General features: G+C 64.0%; 17 protein-coding genes. 13 read left to right on the top strand and 4 right to left on the bottom strand.

What is annotated here, in order from left to right; all coding sequences use genetic code 11:
* Positions 1-56: 56 nt before the first annotated feature.
* The 3 genes from DCO48_RS19300 to gap all read right to left on the bottom strand — a co-directional run bounded on the left by DCO48_RS19300 (position 57) and on the right by gap (position 2,795).
* The gene (locus DCO48_RS19300) at positions 57-1,019 is read right to left on the bottom strand and encodes a FecR domain-containing protein (protein ID WP_116552205.1); all 963 of its coding nucleotides are present in this window, start codon (positions 1,017-1,019) and stop codon (positions 57-59) included.
* 68 nt (positions 1,020-1,087) lie between these two features.
* Positions 1,088-1,606 (bottom strand): RNA polymerase sigma factor, encoded by a 519-nt coding sequence (locus DCO48_RS19305; RefSeq protein ID WP_116552219.1) that lies wholly within the window; start codon positions 1,604-1,606, stop codon positions 1,088-1,090.
* 187 nt (positions 1,607-1,793) lie between these two features.
* Positions 1,794-2,795: a type I glyceraldehyde-3-phosphate dehydrogenase gene (gene gap, locus DCO48_RS19310; protein ID WP_116552206.1), complete on the bottom strand. Its 1,002-nt coding sequence runs from the start codon at positions 2,793-2,795 to the stop codon at positions 1,794-1,796.
* Between the two features lie 268 nt (positions 2,796-3,063).
* Here gap and edd point away from each other — a divergent pair, with 268 nt between their 5' ends.
* The 10 genes from edd (at position 3,064) to DCO48_RS19360 (ending at position 14,924) form a co-directional block, all read left to right on the top strand.
* Entirely contained in the window at positions 3,064-4,890 is a 1,827-nt protein-coding gene (gene edd, locus DCO48_RS19315; protein ID WP_116552207.1) for a phosphogluconate dehydratase, read from the top strand.
* The gene (locus tag DCO48_RS19320) at positions 4,887-5,840 is read left to right on the top strand and encodes a glucokinase (protein ID WP_116552208.1); all 954 of its coding nucleotides are present in this window, start codon (positions 4,887-4,889) and stop codon (positions 5,838-5,840) included. The genes edd and DCO48_RS19320 overlap by 4 nt, the downstream gene beginning before the upstream one ends.
* A gap of 26 nt (positions 5,841-5,866) precedes the next feature.
* The gene (locus DCO48_RS19325) at positions 5,867-6,583 is read left to right on the top strand and encodes a response regulator (protein WP_116552209.1); all 717 of its coding nucleotides are present in this window, start codon (positions 5,867-5,869) and stop codon (positions 6,581-6,583) included.
* Positions 6,584-6,602: 19 nt separating this feature from the next.
* Positions 6,603-8,021 carry an ATP-binding protein gene (locus DCO48_RS19330; RefSeq protein ID WP_165840803.1) on the top strand — a complete coding sequence of 473 codons (1,419 nt, stop codon included), beginning with the start codon at positions 6,603-6,605 and terminating at the stop codon, positions 8,019-8,021.
* Between the two features lie 133 nt (positions 8,022-8,154).
* Entirely contained in the window at positions 8,155-9,417 is a 1,263-nt protein-coding gene (locus DCO48_RS19335; protein WP_116552221.1) for an ABC transporter substrate-binding protein, read from the top strand.
* 208 nt (positions 9,418-9,625) lie between these two features.
* Complete coding sequence (locus DCO48_RS19340) at positions 9,626-10,534, top strand: carbohydrate ABC transporter permease (protein ID WP_116552210.1); 909 nt, start codon at positions 9,626-9,628, stop codon at positions 10,532-10,534.
* Positions 10,527-11,372 (top strand): carbohydrate ABC transporter permease, encoded by an 846-nt coding sequence (locus tag DCO48_RS19345; RefSeq protein WP_116552211.1) that lies wholly within the window; start codon positions 10,527-10,529, stop codon positions 11,370-11,372. The genes DCO48_RS19340 and DCO48_RS19345 overlap by 8 nt, the downstream gene beginning before the upstream one ends.
* Positions 11,373-11,375: 3 nt before the next feature.
* Positions 11,376-12,536: an ABC transporter ATP-binding protein gene (locus DCO48_RS19350; RefSeq protein ID WP_116552212.1), complete on the top strand. Its 1,161-nt coding sequence runs from the start codon at positions 11,376-11,378 to the stop codon at positions 12,534-12,536.
* Positions 12,537-12,590: 54 nt separating this feature from the next.
* Complete coding sequence (locus tag DCO48_RS19355; protein ID WP_116552213.1) at positions 12,591-13,937, top strand: carbohydrate porin; 1,347 nt, start codon at positions 12,591-12,593, stop codon at positions 13,935-13,937.
* Between the two features lie 132 nt (positions 13,938-14,069).
* The gene (locus DCO48_RS19360) at positions 14,070-14,924 is read left to right on the top strand and encodes a D-hexose-6-phosphate mutarotase (protein ID WP_116552214.1); all 855 of its coding nucleotides are present in this window, start codon (positions 14,070-14,072) and stop codon (positions 14,922-14,924) included.
* Here DCO48_RS19360 and hexR read toward each other — a convergent pair.
* Positions 14,917-15,777, bottom strand: a complete 861-nt coding sequence (gene hexR, locus DCO48_RS19365; protein ID WP_177410625.1) for a DNA-binding transcriptional regulator HexR — start codon at positions 15,775-15,777, stop codon at positions 14,917-14,919. The two genes, DCO48_RS19360 and hexR, sit on opposite strands and share 8 nt — an antisense overlap.
* A 212-nt stretch (positions 15,778-15,989) precedes the next feature.
* Here hexR and zwf point away from each other — a divergent pair, with 212 nt between their 5' ends.
* Genes zwf through DCO48_RS19380 form a run of 3 tightly spaced genes read left to right on the top strand, consistent with a single transcriptional unit; the run spans position 15,990 to position 18,851 of the window.
* Complete coding sequence (zwf, locus tag DCO48_RS19370) at positions 15,990-17,459, top strand: glucose-6-phosphate dehydrogenase (RefSeq protein ID WP_116552216.1); 1,470 nt, start codon at positions 15,990-15,992, stop codon at positions 17,457-17,459.
* Complete coding sequence (pgl, locus tag DCO48_RS19375) at positions 17,446-18,159, top strand: 6-phosphogluconolactonase (protein ID WP_116552217.1); 714 nt, start codon at positions 17,446-17,448, stop codon at positions 18,157-18,159. The genes zwf and pgl overlap by 14 nt, the downstream gene beginning before the upstream one ends.
* A gap of 17 nt (positions 18,160-18,176) precedes the next feature.
* Entirely contained in the window at positions 18,177-18,851 is a 675-nt protein-coding gene (locus tag DCO48_RS19380) for a bifunctional 4-hydroxy-2-oxoglutarate aldolase/2-dehydro-3-deoxy-phosphogluconate aldolase (RefSeq protein ID WP_116552218.1), read from the top strand.
* Positions 18,852-18,970 lie beyond the last annotated feature (119 nt).

The raw sequence follows: 18,970 nt of genomic DNA on the forward strand, positions 1-18,970 counted from the left end.
GCATTGGCTATAACGAGACGTACGACGTGCAGGGATCGCGTAAAAATAATTTCAGATCAGTTGAGGATCACCACCGCAGGGAATTCCTGCAGGCGTGCCGAGGTGATATGCGCCAGCGAACGCAGCGCCTCCAGCGGCTGATCGAGGCGGTAGTTGCCGGTGACAGCGACGTGGTCGAGCGTGTCGTTGGTGTTGATGATGAAGCCGGGATAGTAACGGCGCAGTTCCGCCAGTACCTGGCTCAACGGGCAGTTTTCGAACACCAGGCGACCTTGCACCCAAGCCAGGTCTTTTGGTGCATCGACGCGCTCGCGCTCGCCGAAGCCATTCGGGCCGACGCGGATGCTGTCGCCGCTGGACAGGCGAATGCGCTGGTCGCTGCGGCCTTGCAGGTCGATAGCGCCGCGTTGCACGCGCACCTGGGCTTCACCGTCCAGGTAACGCACGGCGAAGTCGCTGTCGCGCACGCTGGCGCGCAGCGGCCCGGCCCGCAGCTCCAGTGGCTGGCCGGCCCCGGCGGGCACTTCGAAATAGGCTTCGCCCTGATACAGCCGGGCCATTCGTTGACCGGCATTGATGTCGCTGGAGAAGGCCGAATTAGTGTTCAGCAGTACCTTGGAGCCATCCTCCAGTTGCAGGCGCTGGCGCTCACCCACCACGGTCAGGTGGTCGGCCTGCAAGCGCACTGGCAGGTTGCCGAGCGTGAAGACCCCGACCAGCAACACGGCGGCGGTGGCCAGCGGTTTCCAGTGCGGGCGCAGGCGGGTGAGGCGGGAAGGGCGCTGAACCTGAGCGATCTGCCCGGCGGCCTGGCGCACGGTATCGCCATGCCACAAGGCTTCGGCTTCGACATACGCCTGGGCATTGGCCGGGTTGGCCTCCAGCCAGGCCTCGAAGGCACGGGTGTCTTCCGGCGTTGCGCACTGCAGGCGGATCAGCCAATCCAGCGCCTGGTCCATGGCACTGTCGCGGGCAGCCGAATCTGGCGGCGCAGGGCGATGAGGGGCACTGTCGGTCACGGTGGATCCTGGGCGGTCTTGTAATTCAACTTATGATCAGGCGTAACAGGGCATGTGGCAAGCAGCGCTCAATCGCGGTTCTGGCGATCGGCTACCCCGACACAGATCGCCATGATCAGTTTCAGTTCCTTCTGAACCGTGCTGGCCGAGACATTCAACTGCTCGGCGATTTCCAGATAGCTGGCGCCGTGCAGGCGGCTGAGGATGAAAATCCGTTGCTGGCGCGGCGTCAATTGCAACAGCGAGGTGCTCAGGCGCTTGAGCAACTGTTCGGCGTGGGCGGCATCTTCGGCGCTGCTGGTGGGGGCGACGACGTTGTACACCACCTGCTCGGGCACATCGTCGAGCACTGTGCGCGCTTGCACGCGACGCGCCCGCAGGTGGTCCAGGGCCAGGTTGCGGGCGGTCTGGAAGACGAACGGCTCCAGGTGCTCGATCGGCCGTTCGCCCAGGGCGCGGGTGACCCGCAGGTAGATTTCCTGCAACAGGTCCTCGGCGGTGCTCGGGTTATCGACCATGCGCTGCAGGGTTCGCAGCAGGCTGACCCGCTGGGCGAGGAATACGGTGTTGAAGTGGGACTGACTCACAGCGCTACCCGAACGGAATTTGCTAATGATAATGCTTATCATCAATGCCGTTGGTCAAGTGCAGAGTGGCAGGGATTGTGTAGGGTCTGTGGAAGAAACCGATGGGAATTGACTGATACATCACCAACAAGGCCGGCACCCACAAAGCTTCTGCGGGAGCCGGCCTTGGCGGCGACGAGGCCCTTACTTACGGCGCATTGCACAGCGCCAGGCAGTTATCCAGCATGCGGTTGGAGAAGCCCCATTCGTTGTCGTACCAGGCCATCACTTTGAGCATCTTGCCGCTGACCTTGGTGTGATTGGCATCGAAGATCGACGAAAGCGGGTTGTGATTGAAGTCGCACGACACCAGCGGCAAGGTGTTGTAGCCGAGAATCTTCGAGTGCTGGCTGGCCTCGCGCAGCAGCGCATTCACGTCATCGGCACTGGCTTCGCGTTTGAGGTTCAGCGTCAGGTCGACCAGCGACACATTGATCACCGGTACCCGTACGGCCATGCCGGTCAGCTTGCCCGCCAGCTCCGGCAGCACCAGGCCGACCGCTTCGGCGGCGCCGGTCTTGCTCGGGATCATCGACTGGGTGGCCGAGCGCGCCCGGTAAGGGTCGCTGTGGTACACGTCGGTGAGGCTCTGGTCGTTGGTGTAGGCATGAATGGTGGTCATCAGCCCCTGTTCGATGCCCAGCTCGCGGTGCAGCACCTGGGCCACCGGGGCCAGGCAGTTGGTGGTGCAGGAGGCATTCGAGATGATCTGGTGCGACTGGCGCAGGAGGTCATGGTTGACCCCATACACCACGGTCGCGTCGGCGCCCTTGGCCGGCGCGGAGATGATGACTTTGCGGGCGCCAGCAGTAAGATGGGCGGCGGCCTTGGCGCGCTCGGTGAACAGCCCGGTACATTCGAACACCACGTCGACGGCTTCGGCTTTCCACGGCAGCTCGGCCGGGTTGCGGATCGCGCTTACAGCAATCCGGTCGCCGTTGACCGTCAGGCTTTCCTGATCGAACTCGACACTGCCATCGAAGATCCCATGCACACTGTCGTACTTGAGCAGGTGGGCATTGATCGCGCTGTCGCCCAGGTCATTGATCGCGACGACTTGCAGGTCCTGACGGTAGCCCTGGGTATAGAGTGCGCGAAGGATGTTGCGGCCGATGCGACCAAAACCATTGATGGCAATTCGAAGTGTCATGGAGCTACCTCTGGCAGACCGGGTGAAGCCCGAAAATCGAGCCTCCGACTTCACTGAATCTGATTTTGTTGTTGGAATTACAAGATTATTCGTAAAAAAATAGAAAACAAGCCTTTTTGCTGGCAGTATTTTATTCAATCTACAACGAGCGACCGGCCAAGCCGTTTCTCCCATCGCCATTGCCCCTTGCCTTGAGCCTAGGCCGCAATCGTTTGGAAGGGAAACCGCCGCAGAGGTCAGCAACCACCGTTAGCCTGGAGTCCAGTACATGCATCCGCGCATTCTTGAGGTCACCGAACGGCTGATCGCCCGTAGCCGTCCTACCCGCGAGCGCTATCTGCAGTTGATTCGAGCGGCCGCCAGCGACGGTCCGATGCGCGCGAAACTGCAATGTGCCAACTTTGCCCACGGCGTGGCCGGTTGTGGCGCCGAAGACAAGCAGCGCCTGCGCATGATGAACGCGGCCAACGTCGCCATCGTCTCGGCCTACAACGACATGCTCTCGGCGCACCAGCCTTACGAGCACTACCCGGAACAGATCAAGCAGGCATTGCGCGAAATCGGTTCGGTCGGCCAGTTCGCCGGCGGTGTACCGGCCATGTGCGACGGTGTCACCCAGGGCGAGCCGGGCATGGAGCTGGCCATCGCCAGTCGCGAAGTGATCGCCATGTCCACGGCCATCGCCCTGTCGCACAACATGTTCGACGCGGCGCTGATGCTCGGCATCTGCGACAAGATCGTGCCTGGCTTGGTGATGGGCGCGCTGCGTTTCGGCCACCTGCCGACGATCTTCGTGCCCGGAGGGCCAATGCCGTCGGGCATCTCCAACAAGGAGAAGGCCGACGTTCGCCAGCGTTACGCCGAAGGCAAGGCCAGCCGCGAAGCGCTGCTGGAGTCGGAGATGAAGTCCTACCACAGCCCTGGCACCTGCACCTTCTATGGCACCGCCAACACCAACCAGTTGCTGATGGAGGTGATGGGCCTGCACCTGCCCGGCGCGTCGTTCGTCAACCCGTACACACCGCTGCGCGACGCCCTTACCGTGGAAGCCGCGCAACAGGTCACGCGGATGACCAAGGCCAGCGGCGCGTTCATGCCGATTGGCGAGATCGTCGACGAGAAGTCGCTGGTCAACTCGATTGTCGCCCTGCACGCCACGGGTGGCTCGACCAACCATACCCTGCACATGCCGGCCATCGCCCAGGCCGCCGGCATCCAGCTCACCTGGCAGGACATGGCCGACCTGTCCGAGGTGGTGCCGACCCTGTCCCATGTCTATCCAAACGGCAAGGCCGACATCAACCACTTCCAGGCGGCCGGTGGCATGGCCTTCCTGATTCGCCAACTGCTCGACGCCGGCCTGCTCCATGAAGACGTCAACACCGTCGCCGGCCACGGCCTGCGTCGCTATACCCAGGAACCGTTCCTCGACGACGGTCGACTGGTGTGGCGCGAAGGCCCGACAGCCAGTCTCGACGAAACCATCCTGCGCCCGGTGGCCAACCCGTTCTCGGCGGAAGGCGGCTTGCGGGTGATGGAAGGCAACCTTGGCCGTGGCGTGATGAAAGTCTCCGCCGTGGCCCCCGAGCACCAGGTAGTCGAGGCGCCGGCGCGGGTGTTCCACGATCAGCAGGAATTGGCCGATGTCTTCAAGGCCGGCGAGCTGGAGCGTGACTTTGTGGCCGTGGTGCGCTTCCAGGGGCCGCGCTGCAATGGCATGCCCGAGCTGCACAAAATGACCCCGTTCCTTGGCGTATTGCAGGATCGCGGCTTCAAGGTGGCGCTGGTCACCGACGGGCGCATGTCCGGCGCCTCGGGGAAAATTCCCGCGGCCATTCACGTTTGCCCGGAAGCCTTCGACGGCGGGCCGCTGGCGCGTGTGCGCGATGGTGATATCGTGCGCGTCGACGGTGCCAAGGGCACCCTGTTGGTGCTGGTCGAACCGGCCGAGCTGGCGGCCCGCGAGCTGCCGGCCGCGCCCCTGGGCAACGACCTGGGTACGGGCCGCGAACTGTTCGGCTTCCTGCGGATGGCCCTGAGCTCGGCGGAGAAAGGCGCCAGCGCCTTCACCTCGGCCCTGGAGACGCTGAAATGAAAGCAGCGCTGGTCGGCGACATCGGTGGCACCAATGCCCGTTTTGCACTCTGGCGCGACAACCAGCTGCAGGCTGTGCGGGTGCTGGCCACGGCCGACTACAGCAGCCCCGAACAGGCCATCGCTGCCTACCTCGCCGAGCAGGGCATCGCCCGCGGCGAACTGGCAGCGGTGTGCCTGGCAGTGGCCGGGCCGGTGGACGGCGACGCGTTCCGCTTCACCAACAACCACTGGCGGCTGAGCCGCCAGGCATTCTGTAGCACCTTGCAGGTCGAGCAGTTGTTGCTGATCAACGATTTCTCGGCCATGGCGTTGGGCATGACCCGCCTGCAACCCGGCGAGTACCGTGTGGTGTGTGCCGGCGAGGCGGACTGGTCGCGCCCGGCGCTGGTCATCGGGCCGGGCACCGGCCTGGGGGTCGGCAGCCTGTTGCAACTGGACGGGCAGCGCTGGCTGGCGCTGCCGGGCGAGGGCGGGCATGTCGACCTGCCGGTGGGCAGCGAGCGTGAAGCGGCCTTGCGCCTGCTGATCGAACAGGACATTGGCCACGTCAGCGCCGAAACCGTGCTCAGCGGTGGCGGGCTGGTGCGCCTGTACCAGGCCATCTGCGTCCTCGATGGCCATGCGCCAGTGTTCAAGGCCCCGGCCGAAATCACCGATGCCGCGCTGGCCGGCGATGCCGTGGCACTCGCGGTGATCGAGCAGTTCTGTTGCTTCCTCGGCCGGGTCGCGGGCAACAATGTACTGACCCTCGGCGGGCGCGGCGGCGTGTACATTGTCGGCGGAGTGATTCCACGCTTTGCCGAGCTGTTCCTGCGCAGCGGCTTTGCCAGTAGCTTTGCCGACAAGGGTTGCATGAGCGGTTATTTCCAGGGTATTCCGGTGTGGCTGGTGACCGCCGAATTTTCTGGTCTGCTCGGTGCCGGGGTGGCCTTGCAACAGATTCTGTAGAAGCAGTTCCAGACAAGGAATCAGCTGTGAGCAAGTCGATACTGTTGGTCGACGACGACCAGGAAATTCGCGAGCTGCTGCAAACCTACCTCAGCCGCTGCGGCTTCGAGGTGCACGCCGTGGCCGATGGCCAGGGCTTTCGCCAGGCCCTCGATGCCAACGGCTGCGACCTGGTGATCCTTGATGTGATGCTGCCCGACGAAGACGGCTTCAGCTTGTGCCGCTGGGTCCGCCAGCATCCGCGCCAGGCCCAGGTGCCGATCATCATGCTGACTGCCAGCTCCGACGAAACCGACCGGGTCATCGGCCTTGAGCTGGGCGCCGACGACTACCTGGGCAAGCCGTTCAGCCCGCGTGAATTGCAGGCGCGGATCAAGGCCCTGCTGCGCCGTGCCGGGTTCGGCCAGGAGCGTCCGGGTGGCGATGTGCTGGTGTTCGACGAGTGGCGTCTGGACACGGTCAGCCATCGGCTGTTCCACCGTGACGGCGAGGAAGTGATGCTTTCCGGCGCCGACTTCGCGCTGCTCAAACTGTTCCTCGACCATCCGCAGCAGATCCTCGACCGCGATACCATCGGCAACGCTACCCGCGGCCGCGAGCCGATGCCGCTGGACCGCATTGTCGACATGGCGGTCAGCCGCCTGCGCCAGCGCCTGCGCGACACGGAAAAACCACCCCGGCTGATTCGCACCGTGCGCGGCAGCGGCTACCTGTTGGCGGCCAACGTTGCGCCCGCCAACTGAGCGCCGCTGGCGCTTGCCGCTGCCACGTTCGCTGCTCGGGCGGATGTTGCTGCTGACCCTGCTGGTGGTGCTGCTGGCGCAGGCGTTGTCGAGTTTCATCTGGGTTTCGCAACTGCGCGCCAGCCAGTTGGAAGGGCTGGTGGCCAGTGCGCGCAGCTTGGCCCATTCGATGAGCGCCAGCGTCAGCTACTTCCGCTCGCTGCCGCTGGCCTACCGGCCGATGGTCCTCGACCAACTGCGCAGCATGGGCGGCACGCGCTTCGTGGTGTCGCTCAATGACAGGCCACTGGAGATGACGGTGCTGCCGGTCACCCCGCGCAAGCAGGCGGTGATCGAGGCAGTGGGCGACGTACTGCATCAGCGCCTCGGCGCGCAGATGGACATCTCCGTCGAGTTCGTCAGCCCGCAGGACCTGCGCATTTTCAACAGCGGCCTGAAGCTCGATGAACTGCCGCGCTCCTGGGCGCATTACGCGCTGACCCTGGAGCCAGTCAACCCGCCGGTGCTGGTGACGCAGATTCGTCTCGGCGAAGGCGAATGGCTGTACATCGCCTCGCTGCTGCCCGAGCCCTACACCAGCCTTGAGGGCGAAGGGCTGCCACGTCAGCAGGTCTGGTTTATCGGCCTGACCAGTTTCTTCCTGCTGTTGTTCATCGGCTTGCTGGTGCACTGGCAGAGCCGTCCGCTCAAGCGCCTGGCTCGGGTCGCGCGGGAAATGTCGCTGGGGGCCGACGTCGAACCGGTGCCTGAAGGCGGTGGCAGCGAAGTGGTCGAGGTCGGCCGGGCGTTCAATGCCATGCGCGAGCGCATCAGCCGCTACCTGACCGAGCGCAGCCAACTGTTCAGCGCGATTTCCCACGACCTGCGCACGCCGATCACGCGCCTGCGCCTGCGCGTCGAACTGCTCGAAGACGAGCCGTTGCAGGCCAAGTTCGGTCGCGACCTCGACGAGCTGGAAATGCTGGTCAAAGGCGCCCTGCAATGCGTGAAAGACACCGACATTCACGAGAACATCGAGCCGGTCGACCTCAACCACGCGCTCGATTGCCTGATCGAGCCGTACCTGGCCAGCGGCCGGGTGACCGTGCAGGGGCGGGCGCTGGCAACGTATCCGGGCAAGCCGCTGGCGCTGCGGCGCTGCATGGGCAACCTGATCGACAACGCCCTGAAGTACGGCGAGCGCGCGCACCTGCGCATTATCGACAGCGCCGAGGGCTTCGTGCTGCAGGTCGACGACGAAGGCCCAGGCGTGCCCGAGCGCCAGCTTGAGCAGGTGTTCGAGCCGCACTTCCGCCTGGCTGGCCAGCAGCAGGGCTACGGGCTCGGCTTGGGCATCGCGCGCAATATCGCCCACAGTCACGGCGGCGAACTGAGCCTGCGTAACCTGCGTGACGGCGGTTTGCGCGTCACCCTCAGCCTGCCGCGCAGCGCGCCTTGAACGTTTGGCGAATGTCACGGCTCGGTGACATTCGCGCATCCCTTCGTTACTTGCGCGGGCGAGCGACTGGTTAGACTCCTATGCAGCGCAAGCACCAGACTTGCACCTGCATAACAACAAGAAAGGTTTGTTCATGAACGCGATCAATCGCCTCGCCGCTGTTGTTTCCCTTGCCTCCCTGTTGCCCCTGAGCGCCCTGGCTGCTGGCCCCGGTACCGTCGAAGTGACGCACTGGTGGACCTCCGGCGGTGAAAAAGCGGCGGTCGAAACCCTGAAAAAACAGGTCGAGGCCGACGGCTTCATCTGGAAGGACAACGCCATCGCCGGCGGCGGCGGGGCCGCAGCCATGACCGTCCTGAAAAGCCGTGCCGTCGCCGGCAACCCGCCGGCTGCCGCGCAGGTGAAAGGCCCGGACATTCAGGACTGGGCAGCCCTGGGCCTGCTCACCGAGCTGGACGACGTGTCCAAGGCCAACAACTGGGACGCGCTGTTGCCGCCGAAGATCGCCAAAATCATGAAATACGACGACCACTATGTCGCGGTGCCGGTGAACATTCACCGGGTCAACTGGTTGTGGATCAACCCCGAAGTGTTCAAGAAGGCCGGCGCCCAGGTGCCGACCACCCTCGACGAGTTGTTCGCGGCCGCCGACAAACTCAAGGCGGCCGGGTTCCAGCCGCTGGCCCATGGCGGCCAGCCGTGGCAGGACGCCACGGTATTCGAGGACGTCGCCCTGAGCGTGCTCGGGCCCAAGGGCTATCACGCCGCGTTCGTCGCGCTGGATGAGCAGGCGCTGACCGGCGAGCCGATGAAAACCGTGTTCGCCAAACTGCAGAAGCTGGCCACCTACATGGACCCGAACCGTGCCGGGCGTGACTGGAACCTGGCGGCCGGCGACGTGATCAACGGCAAGGCCGGCATGCAGATCATGGGCGACTGGGCCAAGAGCGAGTGGACGGCGGCGGGCAAGGTCGCCGGTAAGGATTACCAGTGCGTGCCGTTCCCCGGGACCCAAGGCAGCTTTGCCTACAACATCGATTCGCTGGCGATGTTCAAGCTCAAGGACGAAAACGACATCAAGGCGCAGAACGACCTGGCCAAGGTGGCGCTGGAGCCCACGTTCCAGATCGTCTTCAACCAGAACAAGGGCTCGCTGCCGGTGCGCCAGGATCTGGACCTGAAACAGTTCGATGCCTGCACCCAGCAGTCGGCAGTGGACTTCAAGGACGCCGAGAAGGGCGATGGCCTGCAACCGAGCATGGCGCACAACATGGCCACCTCGCTGGCGGTGCAGGGGGCGATCTTCGACGTGGTCAGCAACTTCCTCAACGACCCCAAGGCCGACCCGGCCAAGGCGGTCACCCAGCTGAATTCGGCGATCAAGTCGGCGAAGTAATTCGACGGTACTTCCTGTCCTGTGGGCGCTGGCTTGCCTGCGACCGCTTGCGCAGCGCTCGCAAGCCCTGAACATTCGGTTTTCCTGGCTCCGCGCATTTGCAGGGATTGCTGCCGTGTTGCCCGAGCGCGGACCGGGCGATCGCAGGCAAGCCAGCGCCTACAGGCGATGCGGCGTAGCGCGCCGCCCTTCACATCGAGATATCGACATGAGCACTGTTGCCACCCTCAACAAGGCCTCACCGCTCGACGCCCTGCAACGCTGGCTACCCAAACTGGTGTTGGCGCCGAGCATGCTGATCGTCCTGGTCGGCTTCTATGGCTACATCCTCTGGACCTTCCTGCTGTCGTTCACCAACTCCAGCTTCATGCCCAGCTACAAATGGGTGGGCCTGGCGCAATACGCGCGGCTGATGGAAAACGACCGCTGGTGGGTCGCGAGCAAAAACCTGCTGGTATTCGGCGGCCTGTTCATTGGCATCAGCCTGGTGGTCGGCGTACTGCTGGCGGTGCTGCTCGATCAGCGCATCCGCCGCGAAGGCTTCATTCGCACGGTCTACCTGTACCCGATGGCGCTGTCGATGATCGTCACCGGCACCGCCTGGAAGTGGCTGCTCAACCCAGGCCTGGGTCTGGACAAGATGCTGCGCGACTGGGGCTGGGAAGGCTTTCGCCTCGACTGGCTGGTGGACCCGGACCGGGTCGTCTACTGCCTGGTGATCGCGGCCGTCTGGCAAGCCTCGGGGTTCGTCATGGCACTGTTTCTTGCCGGCCTGCGCGGGGTCGACCAGTCGATCATCCGCGCCGCCCAGGTGGACGGCGCCAGCCTGCCGAGCATCTACCTGCGCATCGTCCTGCCGAGCCTGCGCCCGGTGTTCTTCAGCGCGCTGATGATCCTGGCGCATATCGCGATCAAGAGCTTCGACCTGGTGGCGGCGATGACTGCCGGCGGGCCGGGCTATTCCTCCGACCTGCCGGCGATGTTCATGTATTCCTTTACCTTCAGCCGCGGGCAGATGGGCATGGGCTCGGCCAGCGCGATTCTGATGCTCGGCGCGATCCTGTCGATCCTGGTGCCGTATCTGTATTCGGAACTGCGGAGCAAACGCCATGACTGACCTGCCCGTCCGTCGCCGCCTGAGCGTAAGTCGCCTGGCGATCTATGCCACGCTGATCGGTGCCTGCGCGGTGTACCTGATTCCACTGGTGGTGATGCTGCTCACCAGCTTCAAGAGCCCGGAAGACATTCGCACTGGCAACCTGCTGAGCTGGCCCGAGGTGATGACCGGTATTGGTTGGATCAAGGCCTGGGACAGCGTCGGCGGCTACTTCTGGAACTCGGTGAAAATCACTGTGCCGGCGGTGCTGATCTCGACCCTGCTCGGGGCCCTCAACGGCTACGTACTGTCGATGTGGCGCTTCCGTGGTTCGCAGCTGTTTTTCGGGCTGCTGCTGTTCGGCTGCTTCCTGCCGTTCCAGACCGTGTTGCTGCCGGCCTCCTTTACCCTCGGCAAACTCGGCCTGGCCAGCACCACCACCGGACTGGTGCTGATGCACATCGTCTACGGCCTGGCGTTCACCACGTTGTTCTTCCGCAACTACTACTGCAGCGTACCGGAAGCCCTGGTGCGGGCGGCGCGGCTGGATGGCGCGGGGTTCTTCACTATCTTCGGGAGGATCCTGCTGCCGATGTCGGTGCCGATCATCATGGTCTGCCTGATCTGGCAGTTCACCCAGATCTGGAACGACTTTCTTTTCGGTGTGGTGTTCGCCAGCGGCGACGCCCAACCGATCACCGTGGCCCTGAACAACCTGGTCAATACCAGCACCGGGGTCAAGGAATACAACGTCGACATGGCGGCGGCGATGATCGCCGGGTTACCGACCCTGTTGGTCTATGTGCTGGCTGGCAAGTATTTCCTGCGTGGGCTCACTGCCGGCGCGGTCAAGGGGTGAAACATGGCAACGCTTGAATTGCGCAACGTCAACAAGACCTACGGCAGCGGCTTGCCGGACACCTTGAAGAACATTGAACTGAAGATCGACTCTGGCGAGTTCCTGATCCTGGTCGGGCCGTCTGGCTGCGGCAAGTCGACCCTGATGAACTGCATCGCCGGCCTTGAGCAGATCAGCGGCGGGGCGATCCTGATCGACGACGCCGACATCAGCGGCATGAGCCCGAAGGATCGCGACATCGCCATGGTGTTCCAGTCTTACGCGCTGTACCCGACGATGAGCGTGCGCGAGAACATCGCCTTCGGTCTGAAGATCCGCAAGATGGCGCCGGCGGCCATCGACGAAGAAGTCGCCCGAGTGGCCAGGCTGCTGCAGATCGAGCACCTGCTCGGACGCAAGCCCGGCCAGCTGTCTGGTGGCCAGCAACAGCGTGTGGCGATGGGCCGGGCATTGGCGCGGCGACCGAAGATCTACCTGTTCGACGAACCGCTGTCGAACCTCGACGCCAAGCTGCGGGTCGAGATGCGTACCGAAATCAAGCTGATGCACCAGCGCCTGAAAACCACCACGGTCTATGTCACCCACGACCAGATCGAGGCGATGACCCTCGGCGACAAGGTCGCGGTGATGAAGGACGGGTTGATCCAGCAGTTCGGCACGCCGCAGCAGATCTATAACGACCCGGCCAACCTGTTTGTGGCCAGTTTCATCGGTTCGCCGCCGATGAATTTCATCCCGCTGCGCCTGCAACGCCAGGACGGCCGCCTGCTGGCGCTGCTCGACAGTGGCCAGGCGCGCTGCGAATTGCCGCTCGGGGCAAGCGAGGCCGGGCTGGAGGACCGCGAGGTGATCCTCGGCATTCGCCCCGAGCAGATCAGCCTGGCCCCGGCCGATGCCAACGGCTTGCCGAGCATCCGCGCCGAAGTGCAGATCACCGAGCCCACCGGGCCGGACCTGCTGGTGTTCGTCACCCTCAACCAGACCAAGGTCTGCTGCCGGTTGGCGCCGGATGTGCCGGCGCAGGTCGGCGACAGCCTGACCCTGCAGTTCGACCCGGCCCGCGTGCTGCTGTTCGACGCGGCCACGGGCGAGCGCCTCGGCGTCGCGGCGCCGCTGGCTGCCGCGCCGGGCCGCGACAACGTGGCGCAATTCAAGGGGCGCTGAATGCGCTGTAGATCGTGAAAACCAATAAAGAACAATAAAACGAGGAAACACGGTATGGACCATTACAAGCACATCAGGCCGCTGGGTACGCTGACCCTGCTGGCAGCCCTCGGGGTCAGTTGTGGGGCGCAGGCTGCGGGCGCCTTCGACCCGGCGTCGAAATGGATGAGCGGCGACTGGGGCGGAACCCGCACCGAGTTGCTGGAGCAGGGCTACGACTTCTCGCTGGAATACGTCGGCGAAGTGGCCGGCAATCTCAAGGGCGGTTACAACGACGACAAGACCGCGCGCTACAGCGACCAGTTTGCCCTGGGGGTGCAACTGGACCTGGAAAAGATCCTCGGCCTGCACGACGCCGAGTTCAAGCTGGCGATCACCGAGCGTAGCGGCAGGAACCTGTCCAACGACCGCATCAGCGACCCGCGCGCCGGGCAGTTCAGCTCGGTGCAGGAAGTCTGGGGGCGTGGCCAGACCTGGCGGCTGACCCAGCTGTGGGTCAAGCAGAAGTACTTCGACGGCGCGCTGGATGTGAAGGTCGGCCGTTTCGGCGAGGGCGAGGACTTCAACAGCTTCCCCTGCGACTTCCAGAACCTGGCGTTCTGCGGCTCGCAGGTCGGTAACTGGGTCGGCGGCATCTGGTACAACTGGCCAGTCAGCCAGTGGGCGATGCGGGTCAAGTACAACATCACCCCGGAATTCTTCGCCCAGGTCGGCGTCTACGAACAGAACCCGTCGAACCTGGAAACCGGCAATGGCTTCAAGCTCAGCGGCAGTGGCACCAAGGGCATGATCCTGCCGGTGGAGTTGGTCTGGTCGCCCAAGGTCAACGACCTGCCCGGCGAATACCGCCTGGGTTACTACTACAGCACAGCCAAGGCCGACGACATTTACGAAAACATCGATGGCCAGCCGCAGGGCGTGGCCGGCGGCGACTTCAAGTCGCATTCCAGCAAGCACGGCTGGTGGGTGGTGGCGCAGCAGCAGGTCACCGCGCACAACGGCGATGCCAACCGTGGCCTGAGCCTGTTCGCCAACTTCACCGTGCACGACAAGGCCACCAACGTGGTCGACAACTACCAGCAGGTGGGGATGGTCTATAAGGGCGCGTTCGATTCGCGGCCCAAGGACGACATCGGCTTCGGCGTGGCGCGAATTCACGTCAACGACGACGTGAAGAAGCGTGCGCAGCAGCTCAACGCCGGCAGTGGAATTTCGGATTACGACGACATGGGCTTCGTGCCGCTGCAACGTAGCGAATACAACGCCGAGCTGTACTACGGCGTCCATCTAACTAACTGGCTGACCGTGCGGCCCAACCTGCAATACATCAAGCGCCCGGGTGGGGTGGACGAAGTGGATAACGCGATCGTCGCCGGGTTGAAGATTCAGTCGAAGTTCTGAGGGGTTTTGTTGTAAATTTACGCCAAAGTTGCGACCGCCTAAGCGGTCGATCGCCGGCAAGGCCGGCTCCCACAGGGTGGGGGCTGGCCTTGCCCGCGACAGGGCCATAACAATCAGACAGAGTCCAAACCCATGCCCGAGCACCCGCTTCAGCGCTTCTTCACCTCGCAGCGGCCGCGGCCGACCTTCGAGTGGGAGCGTTACCAGCAGCGCGATGTGCTGATCATCGATCACCCGCAGTGCCAGGCGGTATTCAGCCGCCAGGGCGCGCAACTGCTGCACTTCCAGCCGCGTGGCGCCAAGCCCTGGCTGTGGTGCGCGGCGCAGTGGCCGCAAGTCGGCGCCATCCGTGGCGGCGTTCCGGTGTGCTGGCCGTGGTACGGCCGCCATCCCAGCGAAGACATGTGGCCGGCCCATGGCTGGGCGCGCCTGCTCGACTGGAAACTGCTCGACAGCCAGGAAGACGCGCACGGCGTTACCCTGAAATGGCGTCTGCAACTATGCGATTGGCAGGTCGATCTGCTTGCCAGGCTGGGCGAAGGTATGGAGCTGGAGCTGCGCACCGAGCATCAGGACAGCCTGCCCTGCCAGTTGAGCCATGCTCTGTTGGCCTACTGGCGTATTTCTGACGTTTCCGAGATAGCGCTATCTGGGCTAGAGAATGCGAGGGGGTACGACCATTTGAGCCGTCAGGTGTGCCAGCAGAAAGGCGCCCTGAAAGTTCATGGTGGCTGCCAGCGGGTGTTCCGCAATGCTGCCACGCTTCAGCTGCACGACCCGGCCTGGGAGCGCCAGTTGTGCATCGATACCGGCGACAGCGAAGACACGGTGGTCTGGCATCCGGGCAACCGGCCGCTAATGGGCGTGAGCGGCAGCGAAACCCAGGGTTTCGTCTGTGTCGAAGCGGCCAGTGGCAGCAACGACAGCCTGAGCCTGGCGCCCGGCGAACAGGCTCACCTGCGCTTGCAGGCGCACCAGCTCAATTGAGCTCGTCGTCGAGTGGGTAGCGGCTGGCGTTGAGGCTTTCCTTGATCTTGCGCAGGTGTGGCTGGAAGTCGACGCCCCGGCGCAGGGTCATGCCGGTGGCGAGCACGTCGAGCACGGTCAGCTGGATGATCCGCGAGGTCATCGGCATGTAGATGTCGGTGTCTTCCGGCAGCGGGATGTTCAGGCTCAGGCTGCTGGCCTTGGCCAGCGGCGAGTCGGCGGCGGTCAGGCCGAGTACCGAGGCACCGTTTTCGCGGGCCAGGCGTGCCACCTCGACCAGCTCGCGGGTGCGCCCGGTGTAGGAGATGATCACGAACAGCTCGCCGGTGTGTGCCACCGAGGCCAGCATGCGCTGCATCAGCACGTCGGCATGGGCCGACACCGCCAGGTTGAAGCGAAAGAACTTGTGCTGCGCATCGAGCGCTACCGGGGCCGAGGCGCCGAGGCCGAAGAAGTGGATCTGCCGGGCCTGGATCAGCATGTCGACGGCCCGGCTGACCAACTGCGGGTCGAGCTGCTGGCAGGCGCTGTCCAGCGAGGCGATGGCGCTGCCGAAGATTTTCTGGGTGTAGGACGCCGGATCGTCGTCGGCTTCCACCGCACGGCTGACATAGGCCGCGCCACTGGCCAGGCTCTGCGCCAGTTGCAGTTTGAGTTCCGGGTAGCCGCTGACACCGAACGAGCGGCAGAAGCGGTTGACGGTCGGTTCGCTGACCTTGGCCGCCTGGGCCAGGGCAGCAATGCTGAAGCGGGTAGCCTGCTGTGGGTTGAGCAGGATGACTTCGGCGACTTTGCGCTCAGCCTTGTTCAGCTCGTCGAGGCGGCCCTGGATCTGCTCCAGGAGGTTTCGCACGCGGTCCATGGGGGTTCCTTGGGTCGGGGATGCAGCCGGTTGTCGTCGACAAGCGGCTTTTTGTCACGGTGGCCTATCGTACTGATGGCATGGTTGGCACACCACTTGTATCTATGTCAGTGGGTAAATGTTGTGGTTTTTACTACATTATTCCTTGAAAACTGCGATTGAAAACGGTATTTCTACGTCAACTTGATAAAAGAACCAACATCATGGCTCCGATCTCCGTAGAACCTTGCACTTTTGCCCTATTCGGCGCCCTCGGCGACCTGGCGTTGCGCAAGCTGTTTCCGGCGCTCTATCAGCTCGACCGCGCCGGTCTGCTGCACGAGCAGACCCGGCTGCTGGCGCTGGCCCGCGAGGCGGGCACGGCCGAGGAACACCTGGCCGCGATCGAAGCGCACCTGCGCGAGTTCGTGGGCGCCAGCGAGATCGAGGCCGACGCCCTGCAGCGTTTCCTGAATCGCCTGCGCTACCTGCACGTCGATTTTCTCAATGCCGAGGATTACCAGGCCCTCGCCGCGCACGTCGACCCGGCCAGCCAACTGATTGCCTACTTCGCCACCCCGGCAGCCGTGTACGGCGCCATCTGCGAGAACCTCGACAAGGCCGGGCTCAGTGCCCGCACCCGCGTGGTACTGGAAAAGCCGATCGGCCACGACCTGGAGTCGTCGCGCCGGGTCAACGATGCCGTGGCGCAGTACTTCCCGGAGAACCGCGTTTATCGCATCGACCATTACCTGGGCAAGGAGACCGTGCAAAACCTCATTGCCCTGCGCTTTGCCAACAGCCTGTTCGAAACCCAGTGGAACCAGAACTCGATCTCCCACGTGGAAATCACCGTGGCCGAGAAGGTCGGCATCGAAGGCCGCTGGGGCTACTTCGACAAGGCCGGGCAGTTGCGCGACATGATCCAGAACCACCTGCTGCAGTTGCTCTGCCTGATTGCCATGGACCCGCCCAGCGACCTTTCCGCCGACAGCATTCGCGACGAGAAGGTCAAGGTGCTCAAGGCCCTGGCGCCGATCAGTGGCGAGGGCCTGAGCAGCCAGGTGGTGCGTGGCCAGTACATCGCCGGCTACAGCGAAGGACGCCCGGTGCCGGGTTACCTGGAGGAGGAAAACTCCAACACCCAGAGCGACACCGAAACCTTCGTCGCCTTGCGCGCCGACATTCGCAACTGGCGCTGGGCCGGCGTGCCGTTCTACCTGCGTACCGGCAAGCGCATGCCGCAAAAGCTGTCGCAGATCGTCATTCATTTCAAGGAACCGCAGCACTACATCTTTGCGGCGGAACAGCGTTTGCAGATCGGCAACAAGCTGATCATTCGCCTGCAGCCCGACGAGGGTATTTCGCTGCGGGTGATGACCAAGGAGCAAGGGCTGGACAAGGGCATGCAACTACGCAGCGGCCCTCTGCAACTTAACTTTTCCGACACCTGGCGCAGCGCGCGGATCCCCGACGCCTACGAGCGGTTGTTGCTGGAAGTGATGCGTGGCAACCAGAACCTGTTTGTGCGCAAGGACGAAATCGAATATGCGTGGAAATGGTGCGACCAGCTGATCGCTGGCTGGAAACAGTCCGGCGAGGCGCCCAAGCCGTATGCGGCGGGCAGCTGGGGGCCGATGAGCTCGATTGCACTGATTACCCGCGACGGGAGGGCATGGTATGGCGATATCTGAACTGCAATTGCCGGCAACGGTCACTGCACACGACTTCAGCACCGCGGCGAAGCTTGCCGACGCGCTGGCCGGCGACGTTGCCGAGCGCCTGCGCAATGCGCTTGCTGCGCGCGGCGCGGCCACCCTGGTGGTGTCCGGCGGGCGTAGCCCGGTGGCGTTTTTCCAGAGCCTGGCCAAGCAGCCGCTGGACTGGTCGAAGGTCACCGTGAGCCTGGCCGACGAGCGCTGGGTGCCGGTGGAGCACAGCGACAGCAACGCTGGCCTGCTCAAGCGTTACTTGCTGGTCGGCGCAGCGGCCAAGGCGCGCTTCGTTGGCCTGTATCGCCCGGCGGCCAACCTGGAGACGGCGGCGCTGGCTGCCGATCAGGCCGTGGCCGAGCTGGGCCCGATCGATGTACTGGTGCTGGGCATGGGGGACGATGGGCATACCGCGTCGCTGTTCCCTGGCAGCCCGAACCTTGCCGAAGGCCTGCAAGCCGACGGTGCCCGGCGCTGCCTGCCGATGCTGGCGCCGACGGTGCCACACCAGCGCCTGAGCCTGACCCGCAGTGTGCTGGGCCAGGCTGCGTTCACCGCGTTGTCCGTGCAGGGCCCGGGCAAACTCGCTACGCTGCGCGCCGCGCTGGCCGGGGATGACCCGCAGGCCATGCCGATCCGTGCCTTTCTTCACGCTTCCCTGGATATCTACTGGTGCCCATGAACCAAGGACCCGCCGTCATGACCACGCTTGAACCTACACAGCCGGGCTTGTCCATGGCCGAGAAGATTGCCCGCATCGACCAGATCTGCAGCGAAGCGCGGATCCTGCCGGTGATCACCATTGCCTGCGAGGAAGACATTCTGCCGCTGGCCGATGCGCTGGCGGCCGGTGGCCTGAAGACGCTGGAAATCACCTTGCGCTCGGCGCACGGCCTGACGGCGATTCGTGTGCTGCGCGAGCAGCGTCCGGAACTGACCATCGGTGCTGGCACCGTGCTCGACCGCGGTATGCTCAAGGCGGTGGAGGCGGCCGGGGCGCAGTTCATCGTCACCCCGGGCTGCACCCAGGACATTCTTGAGGCCGGTGTGGAAAGCGCCTTGCCGTTGCTGCCGGGGATCAGTAGTGCCTCGGAAATCATGATGGGCTATGCCCTGGGCTATCGCCGCTTCAAGTTGTTCCCGGCGGAGATCAGCGGTGGCGTGGCGGCCATCAAGGCCTTTGGCGGACCGTTCGGTGAAGTGCGCTTCTGCCCGACCGGCGGGGTCAACCCGGGCAACCTGAACAGCTATATGGCGCAGCCGAACGTAATGTGCGTGGGCGGGACCTGGATGTTCGAAAGTGCCTGGGTGAAAAACCGCGACTGGGCGCGCATCCAGCAATGCAGCGCGGAGGCGCTGGCGCTGCTCGACTGATTCGAATTCGTTGTGTGCTACACGGCTTTTCGGGGCGCTTGGTCGGCGCCCCTTTTTTTGCCTGCCTGAAAAGCATCGCGGGACGAGCCCGCTCCCACAAGGGGCTCTACTAACCCTGT

Source organism: Pseudomonas sp. SDI (genome assembly GCF_003105155.1).
GTDB lineage: Bacteria > Pseudomonadota > Gammaproteobacteria > Pseudomonadales > Pseudomonadaceae > Aquipseudomonas.

Excerpts from the sequence above, each read along its gene's own strand:
- gap (WP_116552206.1), bottom strand. The coding sequence starts at position 2,795 with ATGACACTTCGAATTGCCATCAATGGTTTTGGTCGCATCGGCCGCAAC.
- edd (WP_116552207.1), top strand. The coding sequence starts at position 3,064 with ATGCATCCGCGCATTCTTGAGGTCACCGAACGGCTGATCGCCCGTAGC.
- DCO48_RS19320 (WP_116552208.1), top strand. The coding sequence starts at position 4,887 with ATGAAAGCAGCGCTGGTCGGCGACATCGGTGGCACCAATGCCCGTTTT.
- DCO48_RS19335 (WP_116552221.1), top strand. The coding sequence starts at position 8,155 with ATGAACGCGATCAATCGCCTCGCCGCTGTTGTTTCCCTTGCCTCCCTG.
- DCO48_RS19340 (WP_116552210.1), top strand. The coding sequence starts at position 9,626 with ATGAGCACTGTTGCCACCCTCAACAAGGCCTCACCGCTCGACGCCCTG.
- DCO48_RS19345 (WP_116552211.1), top strand. The coding sequence starts at position 10,527 with ATGACTGACCTGCCCGTCCGTCGCCGCCTGAGCGTAAGTCGCCTGGCG.
- DCO48_RS19350 (WP_116552212.1), top strand. The coding sequence starts at position 11,376 with ATGGCAACGCTTGAATTGCGCAACGTCAACAAGACCTACGGCAGCGGC.
- DCO48_RS19355 (WP_116552213.1), top strand. The coding sequence starts at position 12,591 with ATGGACCATTACAAGCACATCAGGCCGCTGGGTACGCTGACCCTGCTG.
- DCO48_RS19360 (WP_116552214.1), top strand. The coding sequence starts at position 14,070 with ATGCCCGAGCACCCGCTTCAGCGCTTCTTCACCTCGCAGCGGCCGCGG.
- zwf (WP_116552216.1), top strand. The coding sequence starts at position 15,990 with ATGGCTCCGATCTCCGTAGAACCTTGCACTTTTGCCCTATTCGGCGCC.
- pgl (WP_116552217.1), top strand. The coding sequence starts at position 17,446 with ATGGCGATATCTGAACTGCAATTGCCGGCAACGGTCACTGCACACGAC.
- DCO48_RS19380 (WP_116552218.1), top strand. The coding sequence starts at position 18,177 with ATGACCACGCTTGAACCTACACAGCCGGGCTTGTCCATGGCCGAGAAG.